22 protein-coding genes are annotated in these 25,751 nt (G+C 64.2%); 11 read left to right on the top strand and 11 right to left on the bottom strand.

All coding sequences use genetic code 11. The features are described from left to right. Nucleotides 1-21: 21 nt before the first annotated feature. Nucleotides 22-948 carry a LysR family transcriptional regulator gene (locus tag J2W36_RS15265; RefSeq protein WP_307690597.1) on the top strand — a complete coding sequence of 309 codons (927 nt, stop codon included), beginning with the start codon at nucleotides 22-24 and terminating at the stop codon, nucleotides 946-948. Nucleotides 949-980: 32 nt separating this feature from the next. On the opposite strand, the gene J2W36_RS15270 is transcribed toward J2W36_RS15265, so the two are convergent. After that, entirely contained in the window at nucleotides 981-2,057 is a 1,077-nt protein-coding gene (locus tag J2W36_RS15270) for a porin (protein ID WP_307690598.1), read from the bottom strand. A 102-nt stretch (nucleotides 2,058-2,159) separates the two neighbouring features. Here J2W36_RS15270 and J2W36_RS15275 point away from each other — a divergent pair, with 102 nt between their 5' ends. The 4 genes from J2W36_RS15275 (at nucleotide 2,160) to ligD (ending at nucleotide 7,838) form a co-directional block, all read left to right on the top strand. Beyond that, nucleotides 2,160-2,822: a TetR/AcrR family transcriptional regulator gene (locus tag J2W36_RS15275; protein ID WP_307690599.1), complete on the top strand. Its 663-nt coding sequence runs from the start codon at nucleotides 2,160-2,162 to the stop codon at nucleotides 2,820-2,822. 127 nt (nucleotides 2,823-2,949) lie between these two features. Continuing rightward, nucleotides 2,950-3,966 carry an amidohydrolase family protein gene (locus J2W36_RS15280; protein WP_307690600.1) on the top strand — a complete coding sequence of 339 codons (1,017 nt, stop codon included), beginning with the start codon at nucleotides 2,950-2,952 and terminating at the stop codon, nucleotides 3,964-3,966. A 42-nt stretch (nucleotides 3,967-4,008) separates the two neighbouring features. Further along, entirely contained in the window at nucleotides 4,009-4,980 is a 972-nt protein-coding gene (locus J2W36_RS15285) for a tripartite tricarboxylate transporter substrate binding protein (protein WP_307690601.1), read from the top strand. Between the two features lie 299 nt (nucleotides 4,981-5,279). Continuing rightward, the gene (gene ligD / locus J2W36_RS15290; protein ID WP_307690602.1) at nucleotides 5,280-7,838 is read left to right on the top strand and encodes a DNA ligase D; all 2,559 of its coding nucleotides are present in this window, start codon (nucleotides 5,280-5,282) and stop codon (nucleotides 7,836-7,838) included. 4 nt (nucleotides 7,839-7,842) lie between these two features. On the opposite strand, the gene J2W36_RS15295 is transcribed toward ligD, so the two are convergent. Then, complete coding sequence (locus tag J2W36_RS15295) at nucleotides 7,843-8,208, bottom strand: hypothetical protein (RefSeq protein ID WP_307690603.1); 366 nt, start codon at nucleotides 8,206-8,208, stop codon at nucleotides 7,843-7,845. 144 nt (nucleotides 8,209-8,352) lie between these two features. On the opposite strand from J2W36_RS15295, the gene J2W36_RS15300 reads away from it, so the two are divergent. Next, on the top strand, nucleotides 8,353-10,254 hold the full coding sequence (locus J2W36_RS15300; RefSeq protein ID WP_307690604.1) for an alkaline phosphatase D family protein: 1,902 nt from the start codon (nucleotides 8,353-8,355) through the stop codon (nucleotides 10,252-10,254). Between the two features lie 25 nt (nucleotides 10,255-10,279). Here the strand turns inward: J2W36_RS15300 and J2W36_RS15305 are convergent, their stop codons facing one another. Together J2W36_RS15305 and J2W36_RS15310 are read right to left on the bottom strand one after the other, a co-directional pair. Further along, a complete protein-coding gene (locus J2W36_RS15305; protein ID WP_307690605.1) occupies nucleotides 10,280-10,963 on the bottom strand; it encodes a response regulator in 684 nt (227 codons plus the stop codon). Nucleotides 10,964-11,036: 73 nt separating this feature from the next. Continuing rightward, nucleotides 11,037-11,951, bottom strand: a complete 915-nt coding sequence (locus J2W36_RS15310) for an OmpA family protein (protein ID WP_307690606.1) — start codon at nucleotides 11,949-11,951, stop codon at nucleotides 11,037-11,039. A 358-nt stretch (nucleotides 11,952-12,309) separates the two neighbouring features. On the opposite strand from J2W36_RS15310, the gene J2W36_RS15315 reads away from it, so the two are divergent. Next, entirely contained in the window at nucleotides 12,310-14,193 is a 1,884-nt protein-coding gene (locus J2W36_RS15315) for an ATP-binding response regulator (RefSeq protein WP_307690607.1), read from the top strand. A 56-nt stretch (nucleotides 14,194-14,249) separates the two neighbouring features. Here the strand turns inward: J2W36_RS15315 and J2W36_RS15320 are convergent, their stop codons facing one another. The 6 genes from J2W36_RS15320 to J2W36_RS15345 form a co-directional block, all read right to left on the bottom strand. Beyond that, complete coding sequence (locus tag J2W36_RS15320; RefSeq protein WP_307690608.1) at nucleotides 14,250-15,605, bottom strand: hypothetical protein; 1,356 nt, start codon at nucleotides 15,603-15,605, stop codon at nucleotides 14,250-14,252. A gap of 345 nt (nucleotides 15,606-15,950) precedes the next feature. Beyond that, nucleotides 15,951-16,193 carry a thioredoxin domain-containing protein gene (locus tag J2W36_RS15325; protein ID WP_307690609.1) on the bottom strand — a complete coding sequence of 81 codons (243 nt, stop codon included), beginning with the start codon at nucleotides 16,191-16,193 and terminating at the stop codon, nucleotides 15,951-15,953. 8 nt (nucleotides 16,194-16,201) lie between these two features. Further along, entirely contained in the window at nucleotides 16,202-17,170 is a 969-nt protein-coding gene (locus J2W36_RS15330) for a Bug family tripartite tricarboxylate transporter substrate binding protein (RefSeq protein ID WP_307690610.1), read from the bottom strand. 56 nt (nucleotides 17,171-17,226) lie between these two features. Beyond that, nucleotides 17,227-18,360 (bottom strand): cupin domain-containing protein, encoded by a 1,134-nt coding sequence (locus J2W36_RS15335; RefSeq protein WP_307690611.1) that lies wholly within the window; start codon nucleotides 18,358-18,360, stop codon nucleotides 17,227-17,229. 19 nt (nucleotides 18,361-18,379) lie between these two features. Beyond that, nucleotides 18,380-18,790 carry a fumarylacetoacetate hydrolase family protein gene (locus J2W36_RS15340; protein WP_307690612.1) on the bottom strand — a complete coding sequence of 137 codons (411 nt, stop codon included), beginning with the start codon at nucleotides 18,788-18,790 and terminating at the stop codon, nucleotides 18,380-18,382. A 50-nt stretch (nucleotides 18,791-18,840) separates the two neighbouring features. After that, nucleotides 18,841-20,040, bottom strand: coding sequence for a 3-hydroxybenzoate 6-monooxygenase (locus J2W36_RS15345; protein ID WP_307690613.1), 1,200 nt, complete (start codon nucleotides 20,038-20,040; stop codon nucleotides 18,841-18,843). Nucleotides 20,041-20,150: 110 nt separating this feature from the next. Here J2W36_RS15345 and J2W36_RS15350 point away from each other — a divergent pair, with 110 nt between their 5' ends. From J2W36_RS15350 to J2W36_RS15360, 3 genes are all read left to right on the top strand, one after another. Continuing rightward, nucleotides 20,151-20,630, top strand: coding sequence for a MarR family winged helix-turn-helix transcriptional regulator (locus J2W36_RS15350; RefSeq protein WP_307690614.1), 480 nt, complete (start codon nucleotides 20,151-20,153; stop codon nucleotides 20,628-20,630). Between the two features lie 144 nt (nucleotides 20,631-20,774). Further along, nucleotides 20,775-22,307, top strand: a complete 1,533-nt coding sequence (locus J2W36_RS15355) for a diguanylate cyclase domain-containing protein (protein WP_307690615.1) — start codon at nucleotides 20,775-20,777, stop codon at nucleotides 22,305-22,307. A gap of 130 nt (nucleotides 22,308-22,437) precedes the next feature. After that, nucleotides 22,438-24,132 (top strand): methyl-accepting chemotaxis protein, encoded by a 1,695-nt coding sequence (locus tag J2W36_RS15360; protein ID WP_307690616.1) that lies wholly within the window; start codon nucleotides 22,438-22,440, stop codon nucleotides 24,130-24,132. Nucleotides 24,133-24,139: 7 nt separating this feature from the next. On the opposite strand, the gene J2W36_RS15365 is transcribed toward J2W36_RS15360, so the two are convergent. Next, nucleotides 24,140-24,556 carry a hypothetical protein gene (locus tag J2W36_RS15365; RefSeq protein ID WP_307690617.1) on the bottom strand — a complete coding sequence of 139 codons (417 nt, stop codon included), beginning with the start codon at nucleotides 24,554-24,556 and terminating at the stop codon, nucleotides 24,140-24,142. Between the two features lie 165 nt (nucleotides 24,557-24,721). On the opposite strand from J2W36_RS15365, the gene ku reads away from it, so the two are divergent. Then, complete coding sequence (gene ku, locus J2W36_RS15370) at nucleotides 24,722-25,684, top strand: non-homologous end joining protein Ku (RefSeq protein WP_307690618.1); 963 nt, start codon at nucleotides 24,722-24,724, stop codon at nucleotides 25,682-25,684. Nucleotides 25,685-25,751: the final 67 nt, after the last annotated feature.

Genomic DNA, 25,751 nt, shown 5'->3' on the forward strand with positions numbered 1-25,751 from the left:
TGACGAATGCGGGAAATCCCTATGAACATCGCCGCGGTCCGGCTGTTTCTCGAGGTGCTCGAAGCCGGCAGCATCAGCAAAGTCGCGGCCCGTCGGCAGACGGTGCAGTCGCACATCAGCCGTCAGATCAGCGAGTTCGAGTCGGGCTTCGGCGGCCCGCTGTTGCGGCGCACCGGCCGAGGCGTGGTGCCGACCGAACTGGGGCAGCGCTCGGCCGCCAGACTTCGACTGTGGGTCCAGGAAACGGAGCGCCTGACCGAAGAACTGCGCGAGGAGTCAGGAACGCTGCTCGGCGAGGTGCGCGTGGGCATCATTCCGTCGGCCGCCCATCCGCTGATGACCCATGTCTTCGCCAGGCTGCAGGCCGAGCAGCCCGGCATCCGCCTCAACGTCACCGAAGCGCAGGGCACCGAGCTCAATGCCATGCTGGACAGCGCCACGGTCGACATGGCGATCCTCTTTCGCTTCACCCGGCCAGGCGGCAACGACGAAAAGCTGCTGGGCGTGGCGCACACTTACCTCATCTCCGGTCCGGGCGACGAACTCACCGCCGATGCGACGGTCATGTTCTCTCGGCTGGCAGAGCGGCGGCTGGTGCTACCCCGCCGCCCCAGCCACTGGCGCAACGCACTGGACGAGGCCGCACGCAGCCTGGGCTTTCGGCTCTCGCCGGTGATCGAGGTTGACTCGCTCACGATGCAGAAAGAGCTCGTCGCGCACACGCCGGGGCTCTATTCGATCCTCGGACCTTATTCGATCGCGGACGACGTCCGAAGTGGGCGCCTCCAGGCCAGCAAGCTGGTGAAGCCCGATCTGTCCCGCAACGTGACGCTGTCGTTCCCCAAGCAAGGAAAGCTCTCACCGGCGTGTCGATGCGTTGCAGGCCTCATCGAGGAGCTGATGGCGTCATGGGGGAACGACCTGAGCCGTCCCATCGCGCATGCGTGAGCGGTTGCCAAAGTGTCGCCGTGCGTGCCCCATCAGAAAATATGGCGGATACCCAGATCCAGGCCGGTCCAGGTGGCGTTGGCCACGCTTGGCACACCGCCACCGCTCACAGCCGCGCCCTTCCTGTTCTGGATGCGCGAGTAGGTGGTGTATACCGCCGTGCGCTTCGACAAGTTGTGCACGTAGCCCAGGGCGATCTGCACGGCTTTTCGTTCGCCGGGGCTGTTGTCCTGTACCTGTGAATAGGACACGGGGAAATAGCCCTGCCCCCATTCGATCTGCGCGCCCACGAGCCATCCGCGGGAACGCGAAGGCGCGGCGACCTGCTCCTTCGCGTCTCGATAGAACTGCGCCATGAGCTTGAACGCGCCGGCGGTGAAACTGGCACCCAGATTCCCGGTCGACACGTCGCCCGAAGCGAGCGACGTCGTGCCGTACGCTGCAGCCACGTTGAGCGGCCCGGCCGCATAGCCCAGGCGTGCGCCAGCATAGTTGCCATCGTTCCTCGTGCCCGCGGCCGCGGGCGACACGTTCTCGCCCACCGCGTACATCGCCTGGCCATAGAACCCGTGCATGGCAGGCAGGAAGTAGCCAACGGAATTCGATGCACGCAACCCGGTCACCACGGTCGAAAGGCGCGTGAGGCTGCCTTGCGCGAGATTGGCGGCGGAGCCTGCTCCGGCCGTGCCAAACGGATCGAACACAGTGATGTTCCAGTAGGTCGGAACGAAATCCCGGCCGACGCGGACCTCACCGAGTTGTCGGCTGCTAAGGCTGAGCGTCGAGCGGCGATTGAACGTCGTGCCTGCCACTGGCGCGTTGACTTGGTTGTTCTCGCTGGTGGGCAAGCCCGCGCCCGTGTCGACATTAAGCCCCATGTCGAGAACAAAGCCGGCCGCCAGCCCACCACCCAGGTCTTCGGTGCCTCGGAATCCGAGCCGGCTGATCTGGTTGCCACCCGTGCCGAGCAACCGATTGACGCTGGCACCGGCCTGGCTGGCGTGCTGAACGGTGGTATCCAGGACACCGAAGAGCGTGACGGACGATTGCGCCATGGATGCACCGCCGACCGCGGCCAGCGCACAGGCAGCCACTGAATGTTTTTTCATGGGATCTCCAGATTGTTATAACTCACCAATAGTGAATTATTCACAGGCTAGAAAGCGCAGAATTCCGTACTTACCCGATGAAGCAAGGCAGAAGTCCAGACCATGAGCAAGCGCACGACGACCCCGCAAACGCCAGCCGAACCGGAGGCCAAGACGCGTGATGCGGAGCGTTCGCGCAAGGCCATCCTGGCTGCCGCCAAGAAGGAGTTTTCCGTGCACGGCCTGGGCGGCGCGCGGCTCGAGCGCATCGCGGACACGGCTGAGGTACACAAGCGTCTCGTCTACTACTACTTCAAGGACCGGGACACGCTGTTCTCGGCCGTTCTGGAATCGGTCTACGAAGAGATTCGAGACGCGCAGCTTTACCTCGACCTCAAGGACATGCCACCGCTTGCCGCACTGCGCCGGCTGGTCGAATTCACTTGGGACTACTACATTGCGCACCCGGAATTCATCACCTTCCTCAACAGCGAAAACCTGCATCGGGCGCGGCACCTCGCGGCAATGCCCCGGATCGCCGAGCTGAATTCGCCGCTGCTGAAAACGCTGTCCGACATCGTCGAACGCGGGCAGCAGGCGGGGCTGTTCCGGGCGGGCATCGATCCCATGCAGCTCTACATCACCATTGCAGGCTGCGCCTACTTCTACCTCTCCAACATCCACACGCTCTCGGTGGGATTCAATGCCCAACTCGCCAGCGAAAAAATGCTGACCCAGCGGATGACGCACATCATAGAAGTGGTGACGGCCTACGTGCTTCGCTAGGGTAAACACAGTCACTGCCTGCTTGTCATCAGGCGATTTTTTTGCCAATAATTCACTATTAGTGAACAAAGAGCGATTCGAGTGTGCGAACCTTGGTCAGCGCTCCTACACACGCATCTAGGAAACCATGCGAAAAATCGACAGCTACGCCCACATCCTGCCGAAGGCCTACTTCGACCGGATGGCCACCATTGCCAAGGACAAAGGAGCCATCAAGCGCTGGCTCACCATCCCGGTGCTTTATGACCTGGATGCACGTCTGCGCATGATGGAAGGCTTTCCGGGTTATCAGCAAATCCTCACGCTGTCGAACCCGCCGATCGAGATGATTGCCGGCCCGGAGGATTCGCCTGAACTGGCACGGCTCGCCAACGACGAGATGACAAAGATCCGCGATGCACATCCGGACAAGTTCCCCGCCTTCGTCGCCTCGCTGCCGATGAACAACGTGCCCGCGGCGCTGGCCGAGATGGACAGGGCGATCACCGAACTCGGCGCGCGCGGCATCCAGGTCTTCACGAACGTTAACGGCCGACCGCTGGACGACCCCGAGTTCTGGCCCCTCTTCGAGGCCGCCTCCGAGAAGCACGACGTGCCCGTGTGGATGCACCCCGCACGCGGTGCCGGCATGGCCGACTACAGCAGCGAGACGAAGTCGAAATTCGAGATCTGGTGGACCTTCGGATGGCCCTATGAGACCAGCGCAGCCATGGCACGCATGGTGTTCTCGCGCTTTTTTGACCGGCTGCCCGACCTGAAGGTCATCACCCATCACATGGGCGCCATGATTCCTTATTTCGATGGGCGAGTGGGCCCCGGACTCGATCAGTTCGGCTCGCGCACATCGGACGAGGACTACGAAGGGCTGCTTGCCAGCATGCCGCATCGTCCCATTGACTATTTCAAGCGTTTCTATGTAGACACTGCGCTCGCGGGCGGCAAGTCGGGCATTCGTTGCGGCCTTGACTTCTTCGATGCTAGGCAGGTGCTATTCGCTACCGACTGTCCCTTCGACCCGGAAGGCGGCCCCATGTTCCTACGCACGATCCCACAGGCCATCGATGAACTCAACCTGCCGCAGGAGGTACAGGACGGCATCTATTTCGGCAACGCATTGCGGCTGCTCAAGATGAAGTGCTGTTGACCATGTCATGCATTGAGGTAAGCAACAACAAGGAGACAAGCCATGAAGAAAAGACGGTTGGTTCAAGCGCTGGCCCTGGCGCCTATCCTGGCCGCGCCAACGTTCGCCAGAGCCGAGACGTACCCCGCGCGCCCGGTCAAGATCGTCGTTCCGTATGTGGCCGGCGGAACGGTGGATCTCGTCGCACGCGTGCTGGCGCAGAAGCTCAGCGAACAGATGGGGCAGCCTTTCGTGGTCGAGAACAGACCGGGCGCGAGCGGATTGATTGGCAGCGAAGCGGTGACAAAGGCGCCGCCGGACGGCTACACGCTCCTGCTGCAATCTCCAACGCTCGTTGCGAGCCCGCTCATCATGAAGAAGACGCCCTATGACGTGAAGAAAGACTTCACTGCAATCTCGCTGCTGGGGTCCGTTCCGATGGTTGTGGTCGCCTATCCCGGCACCCCGGGGACGAATCTACGGGAATTTCTCGACGCGGCGCGCGCCAATCCCGAGAAGTTTGCCTTCGGCACCTCGGCGACCGGTTCCCCGATGCACCTCGCACAAGAAGCGATCAAGCGCGGCGCCAAGCTCGACGTGCCCATCATCATCTACAAGGGGACGGCCGCAGCGTTGACCGATGTGCTGGGCGGCCAGATCAGCGCATTGATCGATGCGATTCCATCGTCGGCGCCGAACATCGCGAGCGGCAAGTTGCGGCCGCTGGCGGTAACGACGCGGCAACGCCTGCCCTCCATGCCCGAGGTGCCGACCGTGGCGGAGTCCGGCTTGCCCGGTTTCGAGATGGTGTCCTGGTACGGCCTGTGGGCTCCTGCCAGATTGCCTGGGGCCATCACCTCCCGACTGGCATCGGAGGTAGAGACTGCCATGAACTCCTTGTTCGTGGGCGAGCGGCTCAAGCCCCAGAGCTTCGTTTCTGCTTCAAGTACGCCTGCAGCGTTCTCGGCCTTCCTCGACAAGGAGACGGCCAACTACGCGCGCATCATCAGGGAAGCCGACATTCGTCCGGAGTGATAAAGCTTCGGCAAGCACCGTGGAAGGTCTACATAGCGTGGCGCGCGCAGGGCGGCTTAGGCGCACCCTCATCAGCAGTCTCGTCTGACAAACCGCACGAGGCCCGCGCTGCAGCATCTGCTGCATGACTGAAAGCAAACGCATTGAAAAACGCCCTCTTCGTTGGATGACTGTGTTCCTTTGGGGGTTGGGGACCTTAGCCCTGGCACTGCTCCTATGGTTCCTTCTCAGGCCGGCCAGCCCCGTATGAATGTCAAATGAACGCTTCCGCGCGGTCCTAGCCTTCCAGGAGAAAACGCATGGCCGACGACAAGCTTGCGCGCTACAAGGCAAAGCGCGATTTTTCGGTCACCTCGGAGCCAGGTGACGACGACGCCCCCGATGGCGATCAGCTTGGCTTCGTCATCCAGAAGCATTGGGCCAGCCGTCTTCATTACGACTTCCGACTGGAGCTGGATGGGACGATGAAAAGCTGGGCCGTGCCGAAGGGGCCGAGCTACGACCCGACGGACAAGCGCATGGCGGTGCACGTGGAGGACCACCCGGTCTCCTATTCCTCTTTCGAGGGAACGATTCCGGCCAAACAATATGGGGCTGGCAAAGTCATCATCTGGGACAAGGGCCTCTGGGTGCCCATCGGCGACCCCCACCAGGGCTACAAAGACGGTCATCTCAAGTTCGAGCTGATCGGCTTGAAGATGCGTGGCAAGTGGGCGCTGATCCGCATTCAGCGCCCGAAAGGCCGGCAGGACGCCTGGCTGCTCATCAAGGAGAAGGACGCGTTCGTCAAAAGCGCCTCCGAATTCAGCGTGGTCGACGCGTTTCCGGACAGTGTCCAGGGCATGGCGTTGCCCACGCGTGAGGGCGGGACTCCTGAGGCTTCGCGGGCGCCGACGAGAGGCCGCAAGCGAGCTGCTGCATCCGCTGGGCCGCACCCGGACGCGGTCAAGGCCCGCCTGCCCGCCAAGCTCTCGCCCCAGCTCGCGACCCTGGTGGACGCTCCGCCGCCCCAGCACGACACGTGGATCTGGGAATCGAAGTTCGATGGCTATCGCCTGCTCAGCCGCATCGATGGTGGCGATGTGCAGCTCTTCACACGCAACGGCAACGACTGGACGGCCAGGCTCAAGCCGCTGCACGCCGCCATCCAGAAACTGAAGTTGCCGGCAGGCTGGTACGACGGCGAGATCGTCGTGATGGACGCGAATGGCATTCCGAGCTTCGGCGCGCTGCAGAACGCCTTCGACACCGCGGCGACCAAAGACATCGTCTACTTTCTTTTCGATGTTCCCTACCTCAACGGGTTCGACCTGCGCGGCGTGCCGCTGGAAGTGCGCCGTCAGTACCTGGCCACGGTGTTGGGTGCTGGGGCTGACACCGTCAGGTTCAGCGAGGCCTTCGACGCTTCGCCCGCGAGCTTGGTCAAGTCCGCGTGCCAGCTCGGCCTGGAGGGCCTGATCGGCAAGCGCAAGGATTCGCGCTATGCGTCGTCGCGCTCAGCCGCATGGATCAAGCTCAAATGCAGCCATCGGCAGGAATTCGTGATCGGCGGATGGACCGACCCGAAGGGTGGGCGATCGGGCCTCGGCGCCTTGATACTGGGTGTGCACGATGAAAACGGCCAACTCATTCACGCCGGCAATGTGGGCACCGGCTTCAACCAAGAAACGCTGCATGAGATTCGCAGCCAGCTCGATCAGGTGCCGGCCACGCGCAGCCCTTTTGCCGGAAAGGTCGCCATGGCAGGTCGACCGCATTGGGTCAAGCCCACGATGGTGGCGGAGGTCACCTTCGCGGAATGGACCCGCGACAACCACATCCGCCACGCCGTGTTCCACGGATTGCGAACGGACAAGCCCGCGAAATCGATCGTTCGTGAAAAGGCGGTGAGCGTGCCCGCCAAGGGCAAGACACCAGCCCCGTCCGCCAAGACCGCAAAGGCCGCAAAGGCCGACAGCACCGCGTCGCATGCGCTGTCGACCCGGCTGCGCATCACCCATGGCGATCGCGTCATCGACACGAGCACCGGCACGACCAAGATCGAACTCGTGCGCTACTACGCCCTGGTGGGCGACCTGATGATGGCGCACCTGAAGGGCCGGCCGATCTCCCTGGTCCGGGCGCCGACGGGCGTGGGCGGGCAGTTGTTCTTCCAGAAGCACGCGGAGGTCGAGAAGATGCCGGGCATCCGCCAACTCGACCCCGCGCTCTACGCCAGCCATCCGCCCATGCTGGAGGTCGCGAGCAAGGTTGGCCTGGTCTCCGCCGCGCAATGGAACATGGTGGAAATCCACACCCTCAACACGTCCACGACTTCCTTCGAGCATGCGGACCGGATCGTCTTCGACCTGGACCCTGGCAAGGGCGTGCAGTGGAAGGCGATCCAGGAGGGAGCGCGGGTCCTGCACGTCTTCCTCGAGCAACTCGGATTGCCTGCGTTCCTCAAGACCAGCGGCGGCAAGGGGCTGCATGTGGTGGTGCCGATCCGCAAGGCGCACGACTGGGACACCGTCAAAGGCTTCTCGCAGGCCGTCGTCACCCATCTGGCGCGCACCCTGCCCCACATGTTCGTGGCCAAGAGCGGGCCGAAGAACCGGGTCGGCAAGATCTTCATCGACTACCTGCGCAATGGCCTGGGCGCAACGACCGTCTGTGCCTGGTCCGCGCGGGCACGCCCTGGCCTGGGAATTTCGGTGCCGGTGGACTGGTCGGAACTGCCGCGACTGCGCGGCGGCGACCATTGGACAGTCGGCAACGTGCACACGCGCCTCGATGCGGGCAACGACCCCTGGGCAGGCTATGCCAGGGCCGCGAGGTCGATCACGTCGGCGATGAAGAAACTGGGATTTGAGGCCTGACCGTTTACCGGACCGGGTCACTGCGCGCGCGCCAACGCAGCAGGGTCACGAACAAAAGGCAATCCACGGCCAGCAGACCCAAGAAGGTCAGCCCGATCATGGAATTCTCGGACCCCAGGTCCCGCAGCAAGGTGACCGCATCGAGCGCAACGTACCCGCTGTAGATCAACACCGGCAAGAAAAGCACGGCCGTCACGCGCTTGACGATCCGGTTCTTGGGCAAGAACAGCATGATCCCCAGCACGACGCAGGCACCGAGCATCAGCGGAATGCCGACCACCAGGGTGAGCAGACCGTGCGGGTCGGCAGCCATGGCCACCGGTGAGCACAGCAGGCCGACGATGGCCGTAGGTCTTGGAGCTGGTCGCATGTCGAATGCCATTCTTCAAACCATGGCATCTTAGTCTTTGGGGCTCGTCGGGGCGACGCGGCGCAGGGGGCGAGTGCGATGCCGAAAGCTTCATGAGCGTGTCATGTGGGCTGCTTTCAATGCGGACTCCCCCACGGAGTTCCCATGTCCCGCAAAAATACATCCGCCCCTGCGCACGCCCTGGTCGATCCGCGCGAAGCCCTCAACGGCCGTCGCCGCGACTTCCTCGATTTTCTGGTCAAGTCGTCCTCCAGTGCCGTGGCCCTCGCCAGCATCGGCTCGCTGGCCGCCTGCGGCGGTGGCAACGACACGGGCGCCAGCGCGACGTCGGCGCCAGCCCCGGCACCTGCACCTGCACCGGCCCAACAGGTGGCCGCTGCGTTCGCCTTCGGCGTGGCGAGCGGCGACCCTCTGAGCGACCGGGTGATCCTCTGGACACATGCCAAAGTCCCGGCGAGCACGGCCGACGTTGCGTTGCGCTGGCAGGTCGCCAACGATGCGGCCTTCACCCAGATCGTGCAAAGCGGCACACTGATTGCGACCGAAGCGTCCTCCTTCACGGCCAAGGTCGATGTGACCGGGCTGACCGCCGGTGCGAGCTATTTCTACCGCTTCCTCGACGCCACCGGCGCTTCGTCCACGGTCGGTACCACACGCACGCTGCCCGCCAGCAGCGCCACGTCGGTGAAGTTCGCCGTGTTCTCGTGCGCGCTGTATTCGGAAGGCTACTTCCACGCCTATGACGCCGCAGCCAAGTCGGACGCCCTGTATGCGCTGCACGTGGGCGACTACATCTACGAGTACGGCTCGGACCCGAAGAAGTACGGCAACAGCAGCATTCCCGGAAACCGCGTGGCCAGCCCGGCGAACGACATCGTGACGATGAACGACTACCGCCTTCGCCATGCGCTGTACAAATCGGACCTGAACCTGCAGGCCGCGCACGCCAAGATGCCCTGGATCACCATCTGGGACGATCATGAATTCGCCAACAACAGCTATGTGAACGGCGCGGAGAACCACGACCCCGCCACACAGGGCGATTGGGTCACGCGCAAGAACATTGCAGCCAGGGTTTATCACGAGTGGATGCCGATCCGCACGCCGGACGCATCCAACCTGTTGAAGATCTACCGCCGCTTCGATTTCGGTAGCCTATTCACCCTGCACATGCTGGACACCCGCATTGAAGGGCGCGACCGCCAGTACGACAATTTCGGCGATGCCGACGGCGGCATTGCCCGCTATCTGGCGGGCGTGACACCCAATGCGGCCGGCATTCGCCCTGATGCGTCGCGCCAGATGATGAGCGTCGAGCAGCAGAACTGGCTGACCAGCGGCATGCGTGCATCGAACGCCACGTGGCAGCTCTTCGGCAACCAGACCATCATGGCGCGCATGTGGTTTCCAGCGTCCGTACTGACCACCTTCACGGACAACCCTGCCGGCGTGACATCGGCCATCAGCGCCTATCTGACAGCGAAGGCCACACGCGCGGCCGGGGGTACGGCGGCCCTCACCCCCACGCAGGCCGCACTGCTCAACCCGTCCACGAACCCGCGACTGCCTTACAACCTGGATTCCTGGGATGGGTATCCCGCCCAGCGCGAGGCGATCCTGCAGGCCGTGAAGACACAGGGCAAGCGCCTGATCACGCTCTCGGGCGACTCGCACGACGGCTGGTTCACGCAACTGACGACCTTTACAGGCGACAAGGTGGGCGTGGAATTCGCCGGCACCTCCGTCACCTCCACCGGCTTCGAGAGCGCAGGGCTGGGCGCGCTGGCCAGTTCGATCGACGGCAGCGCGCTGGTGCCGCAACTGGGCAACGCAGCCATCGGCGCCGGGCTGGGTCTGATCGATGACGTGAGCTACTGCGACACGACGCAGCGTGGCTACCTGCTGATGACCATCACCGCGGCGGCCGTCAAGGGGGAGTATGTGTTCGTGAGCAGCGTCAAGCAGCCCACGTACAAGGCCACCGTGGGCCGAAGCATCACGATCGCAGCCACGGCCAGCGGCACGGCAGCACCCGTAATCGCCTGAGCCAGACCCACCACGTACGCGGTCTTCAACGCAGGCTGCTGATCAACTGGGCACGCGAGCGCACGCCAAAGCGCAGCAGGATCGTGGACACATAGTTCTTGACCGTGCCTTCGCTCAAATGCACGGCCTCGGCAATCTCGCGGTTGTTCTTGCCTTCGAGGATCAGCTGAAGAATAGGCACGTGGCGCGGCGACAGCGTCTGAAGGGCACGTTCGGACATGCTGTTGCGCGCGACCGGGGGTCCGCCGTTCGACGATGACGGCGGCAGACGGTCGAGCGCATCGCTGCCGAGCACGCCGCAGGCGCGGATGAAGCTCACCACTTCCCTGAGGTTGGCCGACTTCGGCAGGAATGCACTCGCGCCCAAGGCCAATGCACTCTGCGCCAACCCATCCTGCGCCGCCGCCGACGCGCCTGCCCCGGTGATGACCACGATGCGTGCATGCGGATGACGGGCACGGAATTGCACGACGCCGTTGAGGCCTTGGGTGTCGGGCAGTGCGATATCGAGCAGGACGAGATCGATGGCTTCTTCGTGAATCGCATAGAGCGTCAACGCCTCGGCCAAGGTGCCGGCCTCCAGCACCTCCACCGTGGCGCCCGACGGCGATTCCTGGGACTGCAGCAACGCACGCACACCCAGACGCACCAGTTCATGGTCATCGACCACCAGGATGGCAAAGCGCCTCGGGGTCGCAATGATTTTCATTACTGCAATGGTAGAGCCAGGCGCGGGTCCATCATGGTGACGAAAGTCACTCGTGACGCGCGCCACCGCGCGGCTACTGGCGAACCAGCTCGACCCGTCGATTCCGTGTTCGACCTGCGTCGCTCGTGTTCGTAGCGAGCGGCGCCAGGGGCCCCACGCCCTTGGCCGTCATCCGCTGCGGATCGATCTTGAGCGCCGTCAAGGCCTTCACCACTGCATCGGCGCGCCGCTGCGATAGATCCACGTTGGGTGCGAGGCCGCCGACGTTGTCGGTGTGGCCCACCACGTAGACCCGCAGCGCCGGATTCGAGGTGAGCAGGCGGGCCATTTCGTCCAGCGAAGGCCGCGACGCTGGCTTGACGTCTGCCTGGGCCGTGTCGAAGTACACGCCATAGATCGCGACCCGCCCCTCGGCCTCGATCTTCTTGCCGAGTTCCGCCGCCGTGAGCACGCTGACTTGTCCCGTGTCCATCGGACGGCCTTCGATGACCTGCTCGTAGGCCAGGACCCGCTTGTTGGCCGGGTCCTCGACCACCCAGAGCAGCACATGCACATCGCCATCTGCACCCGTACGACGGGTGAGCAGGTAGTGATTCTTATCGTCGAAGCTGGCGTTGAAGCCCGCTGGCATGACCTTGCCGCTGTTGGCAAGGAAGCCGCCCATGTCCTGGCCGCAGCGTTGCGCGGCACACTGGAACACGACCTGGAATCCGCCACGAGCCAGTGCCTGCTCATAGTTGCGCATCACCTCCAAAGCGGTCTTGTCGCCCTCGATGACATAGCCAATGCGCGTGACCTTTCCTTCGAGCTGCTTCAAATCGTCTGGCGCCATGTTGTCCCGCCCGGCAATGGCCTTGACCGGTACCGTGGCTTCATCGAACGCACTGACCTTGTAGTCGGCGATCTTCGCGCCTTTGAAGCGACTGAGCAGCGGATGGTCAGCGGCACCGGATACATCTGCCGCAGCGGCGGGCAGACTTGCAAGCATGGCGTGCGCGGTGCATAAGGCGACGAAGGTGCGGCAAATCAAATGCATGGGCTGAAGAACTCCAAAAAGTGAACGAAGCGTGGTGCCGCCATGCGAGCACTCCAGAAAATTCTAGGAGTACGGACTCTGATTCGCGTGTGACTTTGGTCATCGACTTGCCCACGACGAAAGTGAAACGCTTTGCATGAAATGCAAATAAATGCAGCCAATCCCAATGCCCATCAATTGCAGGAGAAAGCCTTGCAAACACACGCAAAGAAGGTCCTGATCACCGACATCGCCACCTGCGCTTTGTTGCGCGCAGTCGCATTTCGCCCTTGATGCGCATCGCTTCGCTCCACTATCCTCAGCCCCCTCTTTGGCCGCCCGGCCACCGAGCCGCCCCTCATGGCCAACGCAATCGTGCCGTTCAGACCGGGTCCAAACAGCATTGGCGGCAGTCAACCGCAGAATCAAACAGAACAAGAGAATGGGTACACCACCGTCCGAAACGCCACTCGACCAACGGGTGCTGCGTGAGCAGATCGCATCTTTCTATCAGATCTACAACACGATCTTTCGGTCGCGAATGGCGTTCGTGCTGGTCATCGGCGCGATCATGTATGCGGAGATACCCACGCGCGCCGTCATTGTCTATACCGTCGCGCACTTCCTGCTATCGCTCACGATCTTGCTGATTCCACGATGGACGTCGCAGACACCCGTCTGCGAAAGCCCGCGCTGGTTGCGAACGATCACCGTGTGCGTGTTGCTCGCCGGCGTGGCCGATGGCATTGCGCCATGGCTCTTCGTACAGCCGGGTCATGTGCCCTTGACGGCCGTCCTCATGGTGGTCCTGATGGCAAACTGCGCACGCGCGGCGCAATCGCTGCGGCCCTTCAAGGTCGCGCTCGTCGGTCATGTGGTCGCCGTGATGTTGAGCCTGATCGCCGCACTGATCCACGAAGGCGGCACCTACTACTACTTTCTCGCCGCCTTTGCGACCGTCCACCTGGCCATGCTCGTTCGCGCGGGCATGCAGGAGAACAACGAACTCACGGCAGCGCTCACCCTTCGCTTTGAAAACGAACAGCTGGCGACCAGACTGCATGAACAGGTGCTGGAGACCGAGCGCATCAGCCGCGAAAAGACACGCTTTCTCACGACCGCCAGCCACGATCTGCGGCAGCCTTTGCACGCCATTTCCCTCTTTGGCGCCGCGCTGGAAAGCCAGTTGCGTGGCACCCGGGAAGGCATCAACGCACAGCGGCTGATGAAGGCGGTGAATGCACTGAGCCATTCGCTCGAAACGATGCTCGATATCTCCCGTATCGACGCGGGCGTGGTCAAACCCGCCCTCCAGTCGGTGCCGATCGATCCCCTGCTCATTTCTCTGAACCATGTGTTCGGTCCCCTGGCCGAGCAGAAGTCCTTGCAGTTGCGCATGCGCGCCAGTGGGTTGCATGTGCGAACCGATCCGCAGTTGCTGTCGCGCATGCTGGCGAACCTGATCGACAACGCGTTGAAGTACACCACCGAGGGCGGTGTCGTCGTGGCTGCCCGCGTTCGCGGCAAGCGTGTGTGGATCGATGTGCGTGACACCGGCACGGGCATTGCGCAAGCGCAACACGAGCGCATTTTCGATGAGTTCTATCAGATAGGCAATCCAGGCCGCGACCGCTCTCTGGGTCTGGGCATCGGGTTGTCGATCGTCAAGCGTCTGTCGAAGATCCTGGACCATCCCGTCGAGATGCGCTCCCGCCCGGGGCGCGGAACCTCTTTCCGGATCTCGCTACCGCACGATCCGGCGCCACTCGCGGGGCGCGCCGATGCGCACGCAGACGCGCAGGATGCGCTGTCCGCCGAGGCAATGCCCGAACGTGTGCTGCTTCTCGATGATGAAGCCGACATCCGGGAAGCCATGGCCGAACTCCTTGGCACCTGGGGCATCCAGCTGACCGCTGTTGGCAATGAAGCAGAGGCCGTCCATGCCATGGAAGAAGCCAGGACGAGCGGCAAGCCCTTCGATTTGCTGGTCTGTGACTATCGCCTGTCGGAGGCGACGGACGGCGCGGCGGTCGGCCTGCGGCTTCGAGCCGATTTCGATGCCGACCTGCCCTTTCTCCTGATCAGCGGCGAGACCGCACCTGACCGGCTGCGGCGGGTTCACGAATTGGGCATACCCCTGATTGCCAAACCGGTGGAAGCCAGCGCGCTGCGGCACGTCATCTCCGTCGTGTCACGCGCGCGCCCCTTGCGCTGAAGCAGGGCCTGCATGCACGGGTGGTGGTGCGTGCAGGCCCTGGGTCCGCCTTGCGACTACTTGAAGGTCGAGCTCCACAGGCTTTGCGGCTTGTTGAGCGCAATGCCGGCCTGGTTGTCCTGGCGCCACACGGTCAGTGCCCTTGCGCTGTCGTCCAGCCCGGTGATCGGACCGGTCAACGTGAACCCGGAGCTCCCAGACAGCGACACAATCTGTGCGGGCGTGCCCCATCCGGTCGCCGGCGCGTAAGGCCGGGCCCACAGCTGGTAACTGTTGTCCGGCGAGGCCACCGCCGCACGCCACGACACCATCGCGTCGCCCTTGGTGTTGCAGCCGACGGAGGCTTGCGGAACGATGAAGGACTGCCCGTCCGGCGGCATCTGCACCGGCGCCGCCCAACCCGTACCCACCGTGAAGCGCGTCGCTGCGATCTGACCGAGATCGAACGGCTTCGTCACCAACACGGCATTGCCACTGGCGTCGCTGCACAGATCGGCGATGAAACCATCCGAGCGGCCGATGGAGATGCTCGTCACGATGGCCGGCGTGCTCCAGCTGCCGCCGGCGAACCGGCTCGCATAGGCATCGGTGCGCGTCCCCCCCGTGGTACTGGCTTCCCAGACAGCGGTGGTGTCGCCATTGGCGGCAATGGCGAGCCGCGGGTTGCTATAGTCGCCCAGCGCGAGGTTGCCATCGACTTCGTGGCCTGCGCTCCAGCCCGACGCTTCGGCGTACTCGCTGGCCAGCACACGGTACTTGCCAGCGTTGTTTTCGTACTGCCGCCAGATGGCGGTGGCCTTGGTGCCGTCGGGCGTCGCCACCATCTGGACGTCGCGCGCGTTCGTGGATGCGCCGGGCAGGAAACGCTTCGCCGCCTCCCAGACCCCATTGCGATAGCGCTTGACCCAGGCGCCATTGGGTTCGGTGAAGATTCCTGAGCCGACGCTGAAAGCGAAGATTGCGTTGCCGGCGTTGTCCAGGGCAATGCTCTGGCTGTTCAATTCACTGGAGATAGAGGCGGTCGGAATGTCGGTAGCGCCCAGCAGGTTCACCGGTACGGTATCCCAAACGCCGGCCTTGTAGCGCACTGACGCGATGTTGTAGCCGCGTGACGTGCCGGCGACGAGCTCGCTCAGTTGGATCCAGACCACGATCGCATCGCCGTTGGCATTGATCGCGACACGCGGTTCGCCGGCATCATAGGTGCCCGTGTCATTGAACACCACGCTCGCACCCCAACCGGTGTCGGGCGAGTAGGCTCGCGCATGCACGCTCGACAACGGTTGTGAGTTGGTTCCCCGGTCCTCGCGCCATACCGCAACCGCGGTTCCGTTCGGCGCCACCACCATGCGGTGATCGGTAACGCCTGCTGCGTCGGCCTCAGCCAGTTGCGGCGCAGCCCATGCACCCACCGCGGGTGCCGGGGCCGGCGCAGGGGACGGTGCAGGGGATGGAGACGGTGCCGGGGAGGGGGCGGGCGTCGGGGCCGGAGACGGCGCGGGCGAGGGAGCCGGCGAAGGGGACGGAGACGGCTCCGGAGAGGGTGCGGGTGAGGGGTTCAACAATTCTTCGCCGCCGCCGCCCCCACCGCCACAAGCGGCCAGACTGGCTGCGGCGGCGGCCACGATCGCATACTTTTTCCATGTGTTTCTTTTCACTTGATTCCCTCTGAGTTAGCTGACGATTTGGTAGACAAATGGCAGGAATTGCCCAGGCGCAGACTAACGATCGTCAATCCGGCCGCCAAGTGCCGAAAGTCATCGGGCTATCTCATTGGGGGAGAGAATCGCGGGGGAATGTGAGTCAAAAAGAATCGAAGCGAAGCAGACGGAAACAGCGACCTTCATCCGCTGGGCATTGGCGGACCGGTGCACGCTCTCGTCGACCAGCGTAGGCACCAGTCCGAAGGGGTTGCGTGCCAGGATGGCCTCATCCTTGAGGGCCATCGCGATACGGACGCGGTAGGACGCGGAACTGTTGAAGAAGGTGTACAGCTCCACGGGCGTTGTCACTCCAGGCTGATGTTGCCCCGCCGCACCAGGTCGCCATACACCTTCGACTTGATCTCGGACTGCCTGACGATCTCCTCGGGCGACCACGTGAGCGGCTCGAATGCAAAGGCATCGAAGCGGGCCTGGATCTCCGGGTCCGCGATGGCCTTGGCCACGTCGGCGTTGATCTTTTTGCGGATCGCATCCGGCACGCCCTTGGGCGCGAGCAGCGACACGAACGAGTTGACCTCCAGCGCCGCAGGTCCGCCGGACTCCGCCATGGTGGGGACGTCCGGCAACTGAGGCACGCGTTGGCGCGCGGCCACTGCGATGTAGCGCAATTTGCCGGCCTTGTAGATGCCCTGGCTCGACGGAATGCTGGCAAAACTCCAAGGCACTTCGCCCGTCGCGACATTGGTGAACAGTTGCGAGACTTCACGGAAAGGCGCGTGATTCATGTGCGTGCCGACCAGCGCATCGAGCTGCTGGCCACCGAGATGCCCAGGACTTCCCACGCCCCAGGAGCCGTAGGCGATCTGCCCGGGCCTGGCCTTCGCGTCGGCAATCAGGTCGCTCATGTTCTTCCATTTCGACTCTGTGCTGACGGCCACGAAGAACGGGGTGCGAAACAGCGAGGCCACCGGATCGAAGTGCTGCAGCGGCACGAAGTTTCTCGATTTGTAGAGGTGCGGCAGCGCGGCGATGTGCTCGCTGTCGAGCTGCAGCAAGGTGTAGCCGTCGGGCGCCGCGCGTCGCGCCTGGTCGATGGCGATGAACCCGCCACCGCCGGGCCTGTTGTCGATGGTGACGCGTTGGTTCCACAGCCGGCCGAGCTTGTCGCCGACCATCCGCAGCACGGCATCCGGCCCGCTCCCCGCAGCGAAAGGCGTGATGATGTTGACGGGCTTGGCCGGGAAGTCGGGGCTTTGGGCAAAGGCGCCTGGCAGGGCCAGCGCGGCCAGCAGCAAGGTGAGAGTGCGTCGCATGGGATGTCGTCTCCGGTTGGTTTTTTTGAAGGCCAGGACAAGCCGCGGGAACCAGGTCAGGCCGGTTCGACCTCTTCACGGAAGGTATGCAGGGCCTCGAAGATCGGCGCATCGCCAAAGCGAAAGAGGTCGAGCGCGCCGCCCCCATCAGCGTGGGCCGAGAACCGTTGCCAGGAAGGCACCACGAACAGGTCGCCGCGGCTCACCCGCCATTGGTGCTCACCCACGGTGATCTGCCCGGTGCCGTCGAACACCTGGTACACGGACGAACCGACTTCACGGCGCACGCGTGTCGATGCGCCAGCACGCACACGGTGCATCTCGGTGCGCAGGGTCGGCAGCACATCGCGCCCGTTGCTGGGGTTGGTGAAGCGCACGGCCGCGTGCCCGTTGCCAAGCGTGGCGCCCGCGTGGCCCTCGGCCTCCAGCGCGAGTTGATCGGCCAGCGCGCGATCGGTATCGACCCAGCGGTAGGCCAGCAGCGGCGTGGCCACGGGCGCCTCAGGTTGGGACAGGGGCCGTAGGCCCGGATGCCCCCACAGCCGCTCGGAACGCGAGCGCTCCGGCGTGGTCATTTCGCTGGCGTCGATGTGCATGCGCCCCGCCTCGAAAAACTGCGACTCGGTGTAGTACGAAAACGGAATGTCGAGGCCGTCGATCCAGGCCATGGGCTCGGTGGCCGCGTTGTGATGCGCATGCCAGTTCCCGCCGGCCTGCGGCAGGAAGTCACCACGCGACATGCGCACGGGATCGCCGTTGACCACCGTCCAGACGCCCTCGCCTTCGACCACGAAACGAAAGGCATGCTGGCTGTGCCGATGCTCGGGCGCATCTTCTCCCGGCATGAGGTACTGGATGGCGGCCCATAGCGTGGGCGTCGCGTAGGGCTTTCCGCCCAGGGCCGGGTTGGCCAGCGCGATGGCGCGGCGCTCGCCGCCCCGCCCGACCGGCACGATGCGACCAGCCTGCCCGGCCAGATCGACCAGCCGGTCCCAGCGCCACAGGTGCGGCACGGCCTTGCTGCGTGGCGCCGCCGGCATCAGGTCACCGATCTCCGTCCACAGCGGCACCAGCAATTCGCGTTCGAAGCCGCGGTACAGGGCATCGAGGGCCGGCGTGGGCTCGGGCTGGCCGGGGGCCACAACGGCTTGCAGGCGCACGGGCGATGGTTGAACGTTCAGGGTTGTCATGGGGTGCTCCTTACGAGAATCACTCGGCCGCGCCGATCGGCAGGGCAATGGTGCCGACGCCTTCGATGTAGCACTCGATGCGATCTCCCGGCAGCACGGCGCCCACCCCCTCCGGCGTTCCGGTGAAGATGAGGTCGCCAGGCTGCAGGTGGTGGCACTTCGACAGGTCGGCGGTCAATTCGGGCACATTCCAGATCAGCTTGTCCAGGCCCGATGTCTGCCGTTCCTTCTCATTGACGTGGAGCGTCGACGCGCTCTTGGTGAAATAGAACGGCACCTCCACGGATTTGTCGACAGAACGGCCCATCTCGACCGCATGGGCGTGGTCATTTTGGCCGGCGAAGAACGGGCGATGGATGGGAAAGCGTTCGCTCAGCCGGCGCACAGGCAGCGACGGCGTCGCGGGTGGATTCCAGAGGTAGGCAGTCATGCGTGGGGGTTCCTGAGAGTGAGAGGTGAATTGCGCATCGGGCTTCGGGGTCAGGCGGCAATGCAGTTGTCGACGTTCCAGCCGTAGAGCCATTCCATCGCGTCGTAGTAGCGCTCGGGCGCACGGTCGCGCCAGAGGTCGTTGCGAACGAGGCGTTCCACGCCTCGGGCATGGAAGATGCGGCCCATCTCCCGCGCCGAGAGCACGACGCGCGCCGTTCGCGCGACGCGCGATCGCTGATACAGAGCGAAGGCTTGCGCAATGTCGTTGTCGGTCCGGCGCAGCGCCTCGCCCAGGGTCACGGCGTCTTCCATCGCCATGCAGGCGCCTTGCGCCAGGTATTGCAGGGTCGGATGCGCCGCGTCGCCGAGCAGGACCGCGCGGCCGTACACCCACTGCCCGATGGGCTCACGGTCGGCGGTCGCCCAGCGCTTCCAGTCCTTGGGCAGTTCGATCAGCTGGCGCGCCTTGGCACAGATGCCGTCGAAGTAGCTCAGCACTTCGTCACGGCTGCCTTCGCGCACGCTCCACTCCTCCGTCTCGCGGCTGTGGAAGGTCACGACGACGTTGTACTGTTCCCCGCCGCGCAGAGGGTAGTGCACCAGGTGACAGTGGGGCCCGACCCAGATGCTGGCCGCGTTCCAGCGCAGGTTCTCCGGAAATTCCTGCCTGTCGACCACCGCGCGGTACACGACGTGACCCGACACGCGGGGTTCATCGCCCACGAACTGGCGCCGAACCGCCGACTTGACGCCGTCGGCGCCGATCACGGCCAGGCCGCGATGGGTGTGGCCGCGCGCATCGTGCACCACCACGCCGTCGCCCTCGTGCTCGACACGCTGCACCGCCGTACCCGTCACGATCTCGATCTGCCCGGCACGCTGGGCGCCTTCGAGGAGCGCGCCGTGGATGTCCGCGCGATGGATCACGGCATACGGGTTGCCAAAGCGCCGGCGAAACGCCTCGCCGGTGGGAATGCGGCCGACGCAGGCTTCATCGATGGCGTCGTGCATGACCATCTCGTCGGTGTACACGGCACGTTGACGGGCAATGTCGCCGATGCCCAACGCGTCCAGCGCGGCAAAGGCGTTCGGCCCGAACTGGATGCCAGCGCCGATCTCGCCGAGCTGCGACGCCTGTTCGAGCACCTTGACGGCGAAGCCACGGCGCGCCAACGCCAGCGCTGCGGCAATGCCACCAATACCACCCCCGGCGACCAACACCGGCGGACAAGAGGAACCTGCATTCACGGTACAGCCTTCAATCAAAGCATACTGATCGTCAGTATGCTGAGTATAAGTGTAGTGATAGTATGGAAAATTCAAAATCAGGGTTAGCCCCTAGGACCATCCGGAACGCGATGAAAGCGACAGCCAGCACCTCGAAGCTCGAACTGGAGAACCTGCCCGGTTACTACATCCGGCGGCTGCAGCAGATTGCAGTGGCCATCTTCCTGCAGGAGACCGACTCGCATGGGCTCACCCCTGTCCAGTACTCGGCGCTGCAAGGCATCATGAACAGCCCCGGCGTCGACCAGCGCACGCTGGCCCGCACGATCGGGTTCGACACGTCGACCATCGGCAGCGTGATCGATCGGCTGGAGTCACGCGGCCTGGTGCTGCGCAACGCCTCCCCTTCGGACAAACGCGTTCGGCTGCTCACGCTGACCGAAGAAGGTCGCAAGACGCTGCGTGCGGTCATCCCTTCGATGTTGCGCGCGCAAGAGCGGATCCTGGGTCCGCTGCCCAAGGCCGACCAGGTCGAATTCATGCGCATGCTGCGCATCCTTGTGGCGACCAACAACGACCTGAGCCGCGCGCCCAGCGACCCTCGGGACTGAGCAACATCGCACCGTCTGCGGCCACCGTGGTTTAAGCTGCGCGTTTTCTTGGATACCGAGGGACAGCGGCATGTTGCAGGTGCATTCGGTCAAGGCCAGCGCGAAGCTCGGGACGTGATCCTCAGGAAATCCGCCAACAGCCTGTTGACCCGCTTGCTTTTGATGGGTCTGGTGATGGCGATCGTGGGCACGGCCGCCAGTTATTTCCAGCTGAGCCGTTTTCTGCGGGCGGACCTGACGGCCTCGGCACAGACACAGCAAGCGGCCCTGGCCAGTTACGTCGCCAGCGATGTCGACCAGTACCTGAGCGAAAGGCTGTCATTCCTTCAACGGCTCGCCGACAGTCTGCCCGCCGAGTTGCTGACCCGACCCGGCCCGCTCCACGCATGGCTACTTGAGCGCAGCCGCCTCAGCCCGGCGTTTCCGCTTGGGCTGACAGTGGCCGACACGTCGGGCCAACGGGTCGGCGGCGAGGGTGCGCTCGCCGCCGACAGCGCCGAATTCAGGGGCGCACTGGCCGGTCGAGCGACGTTCGGCAAGCCTATGGCGATAGGGTTGCGCACGGGCTTGTCCGTGGCCGTGCCAGTGCACAACAGTGCGAAGCAGGTCATCGCCGTGCTGGTTGGCACGGCAGACCTGTCGAGCGCCAGCCTGCTCGACCACCTGCAGCGCGGCAATGGCGAACAGGCAGGTGACATCCTGCTGGTGTCGCCGCACGACCGCCTGATCGTGGCCTCTACCGATGCCACGCTGTCGCTCCAGCCCATGCCGCACGACCGCGCAATGGACGGATTCCCCGGCAGCGGCATCTTCCGCAACGCCCAGGGCATCGACGAGATCGCCTCCATCGCCTCGGTCCCCAGCACCGGCTGGTACGTGGTCGCACGGCTGCCTGCCGAGCAGGCGCTCATGCCGGTGACGCACATGCAGTCGTTCATCCTGCAGCGACGCGCGCCCGCCATGGTAGGCGTGCTGGTTGCCATCGGCTTCGTCGTGGCCTGGCTCCTGCGCCCGTTGTTACGGGCAGCCGAGCAGGCTGAGAAAATGGCCCAGGGCGAAGCGGATCTGGCGCCGTTGCCCGTGGTGCGCAACGACGAGATCGGGCATCTGACGCGCGCCTTCAACCGACTGCTGTCCAGGCTGGCAGACAACCAGGCCGCGCTCCAGCGCCTGGCCAGCCACGACCACCTGACCGGCCTGCCCAACCGGCAACTTCTGACGGACCGACTGCGGCAGGCCCTCGCACAGGCCGAACGCCACGCCATGCCGGTCTCGGTCCTCTACCTAGACCTCGACGGATTCAAGCAAATCAACGACACGCTCGGGCACGAGGCCGGCGATCAGGCCCTGCGTGAGATCGCCTACCGGCTGCGCGGACTGGTCCGGCCCACCGATACCGTCGCACGCATCGGTGGTGACGAGTTCGTGTTGCTGGCGGTGGGCTTCGACGCGCCGGTGCACTGTGCTGCGTTCAGGCTGGCCGAGCAGTGCATCGCAGCGATCGCTCAACCGCTCAGCCTGGGCGCTGCCGATACCGCCATCGGTGTGTCGATCGGCATTGCCATCACGCACGGCCGTGCGACGCCCGACCAGTTGCTGGCAGCGGCGGACAAGGCGATGTACGTCGCCAAGCAGAATGGCCGCGGCCGCCATGCCATGGCGCCCCTCTTGGGTTGACCTGTGGGGCGGCCCTACAGAAAACGGAATTCCTGCCGATGGCGGATCAGAGGTACGGGCGCCGAGCCCGGCTGAACCCTTCCCACACCGCCTAAGTTTCGCCACCGCGAGCTCGCAAAGAAAAAGCGCCATGAAAGCATTCGACAACCTCAAGCTCGCGAACAAACTGCTTCTTTCGTTCATCGCCATCCTGACGCTGACGGCCGGCCTGGGCATCTTCGCGATCACCCAACTGTCCAGCCTCAACGAGAAGTCCGCCGACCTGGCTGAGAACTGGATGCCCAGCACCCGTGCGTTGCTGGAACTCAAGGCGCAGATGTCGCGCTACCGCATCAATGAGCTGCAGCACATCATGTCGGATACCGACGAAGATCGCGCCGCATACGACAAGCTGATGAACACCATCTGGGACAAGCTGCAAAAGGACATCGCGAGCTACCAGGCGCTGCCCGCCGACGCGCAGGAAAAGCAGCTCGCCGAGCAACTCGTGGCGTCGATGACGGCCTACAAGGCCCAGCATGCCAAGGTCATCAGCCTGTCCAATGCGCAGCAGGATACGCAAGCCCGCACGCTGATGCGTGGTGAGGCGCTGCAGGCTTACCAGGCGATCACCGAGGTGTTGGACAAGGTGGTGGCGCTCGACCTTGCAGGCGGCAAGGAGGCCAGCGACGCAGCCAAGGCGGTCTTTCTGTCGGCGCGCACGTGGGTCGTCGGCGTGCTCATGGGCACCATCGCCCTGGGCCTCGCACTGGCTCTCTGGATCGCCCGCATCATCGCCACGCCGCTGCGCCACGCGGTGCAGATCGCGCAGACGGTCGCCGCAGGTGACCTGAGCAGCCGCATCGAAGCCACCACGACCGACGAGACCGGCATGCTGCTGGGCGCGCTCAGGGCGATGAACGACAACCTGGCCCGGGTGGTGGGCCAGGTCCGACAAGGCACCGAGACCATCGCGACCGCCTCGAGCCAGATCGCATCGGGCAATCAGGACCTGTCCTCGCGCACCGAAGAGCAAGCCAGCTCGCTCGAACAGACGGCGGCCTCGATGGAAGAGCTCACATCGACCGTCAAGCAAAACGCGGAAAACGCGCGCCAGGCCAACCAGCTCGCCGTGTCGGCCTCGGAAGTGGCCGTGCGTGGCGGCAGCGTCGTGAGCGAGGTGGTCGAGACCATGGACGCCATCCATGCGTCCTCACGCAAGATCGTCGACATCATCGCGGTCATCGACGGCATTGCGTTCCAGACCAACATCCTGGCGCTGAACGCCGCCGTGGAAGCGGCGCGCGCCGGCGAGCAGGGGCGTGGCTTCGCGGTCGTGGCATCGGAAGTCCGCACCTTGGCCCAACGTTCTGCCGCCGCAGCCAAGGAGATCAAGAGCCTGATCGACGATTCGGTCGGCAAGGTGGCGGTGGGCAGCCGCCAGGTGGCCGTAGCCGGCCAGACGATGGAAGAGATCGTCTCCAGCGTGAGCCGTGTCACCGACATCATGGGCGAGATCACCGCAGCGAGCCAGGAACAGACCACCGGCATCGAGCAGATCAACCAGGCGATCACGCAGATGGACCAGGTCACCCAGCAGAATGCCGCACTGGTGGAGGAAGCGGCGGCAGCGGCATCCTCGTTGCAGGAGCAGGCCGGGAGCCTCTCGCAGGTCGTCAGCGTGTTCACGCTCGACAGCAGCCATGCACCTGCGCGCCGCCCTGCCCCGTCGGTCCAGACGCCCGCCCCCAGGCGTGCCCTCGTCGCCGCACCACGCCCACATCCTCCGATGGCCGCCCGCCGCGAGGTCGTGGCGTCCGCCAAGGACGAGTGGGATTCCTTCTGAAAAACGGCTACGGCTGCGGCGCGAAAGCGAACAACCCGTCCTCGTCGAGCAGGTCGTAAGCAATCTGCGGATGCCTGTCCATGCTCTTGCGGATGGCCGCGGGGATGGCTTGGCGGCTCTTCTTGCACAGCCCCGGCTGTTCGAGCACCAGGATCGCGATGCCCTTGAGCGTACGCACCTCGTTCGGGCTGGCCGTGATCCGCAACCGGATGCCCAGCTGGTCGGCCATTCGTGCCTCGACATGCCGCAACTCGGCCAGGCTGCGGACGTTCTCGAGCCGCTCGATCAGTCGCTTTTCCTGCTCGCGGGTGAGCTGCAGCACGCGCAGGTCACCATCGGTGGCCTGCAGCAAGGCCTTGCGTGCGCAGACACAGGCGCCTGGCGGGCATTCGGTGCGAAGGGGGAAGGTCGGGTGTGTCGTCATGGATGTCACCGGTAGCATAGACGCATGCCGGCGCAGGCGCCTGGCCGTGCGGCTTCATCCTGGGGTTTGCGTTGGCAACGTCCGACATGGGTGCGGGTTTGTGCGGGCCAGACTTGCAAGCGAACCCCTTCTTGCTTCGAACGAATTCCCTGGAAAGGCAACGCCATGGCCACCGGCAGCAGAACCCTCTGGAAAGGTGCGATCACCTTCGGCCTCATCCATATCCCCGTCGGCCTGCACACCGCGAGCACGGACCAGGGTGTCGACTTCGACTGGCTCGACAGGCGCACCATGGACCCGGTGGGCTACAAGCGCATCAACAAGAAGACGGGCAAGGAGATCGACAAGGACGATATCGTCAAAGGCGTGGCGTACGAAGACGGCAAGTACGTGGTGATCTCTGCCGAGGAGATCGAAGAGGTGTATCCGCGCACCACGCAGACCATCGAACTGCAGTGCTTCATCGATGCCAACGAGATTCCGTTCGTGTACCTGGAGCGGCCCTATTACGTCGCACCCATCAACAAGGGCCAGAAGGTCTACGCGCTGCTGCGTGAGGTATTGATCAAGACAGGCAAGGTGGGGCTCGCGAAGGTGGTGCTCGCCACCAAGCAGCATCTGGCGGTGCTCGTGCCTTCAGGCCCGGCGCTGGTGCTGAACCTGTTGCGGTGGGGTGACGAGGTCAAGACGCTCGAAGGGCTCGACCTGCCCGCAGCCGGCACCCAAGGGGCTCACGTGACGCCCGCAGAAATGAAAATGGCCGAGCAGTTGGTCAAGGACATGGCGGGCACATGGCAACCGGACGAGTTCAAGAACGAGTTCAAGCAGGCGGTCATGAAGATCATCGACAAGAAGGTCAAGGCCGGCGACACCGAGACCGTGCTCCAGCCGGAGGAGGAAGCGCCTTCCGGAGGAGGCGCCGAGGTGATCGATCTGACCGAGCTGCTGGCACGCAGCCTCAAGGGCGCAAGCACACCCAGGACGCGCGCCGCCGACGCCAGGAAGGCCGGGCCGAAATCATCCTCCAGGTCCAGCGGGGTCGCACGCAAGGCACCCGCCAAGTCCGCATCCAAACGCGCCGCCGCAAAGAAAGCCGGTGCGTCGGGCGACCTGAGAAAGGCAGCCTGAAGGCAGGACCGCCCGCTGATTTTGGCTTCGCGCGCGATCACCAGTACCGACCTTGCGCCCGAAAGCT

It is taken from the genome of Variovorax ginsengisoli, assembly GCF_030811835.1.
GTDB lineage: Bacteria > Pseudomonadota > Gammaproteobacteria > Burkholderiales > Burkholderiaceae_C > Variovorax > Variovorax ginsengisoli_C.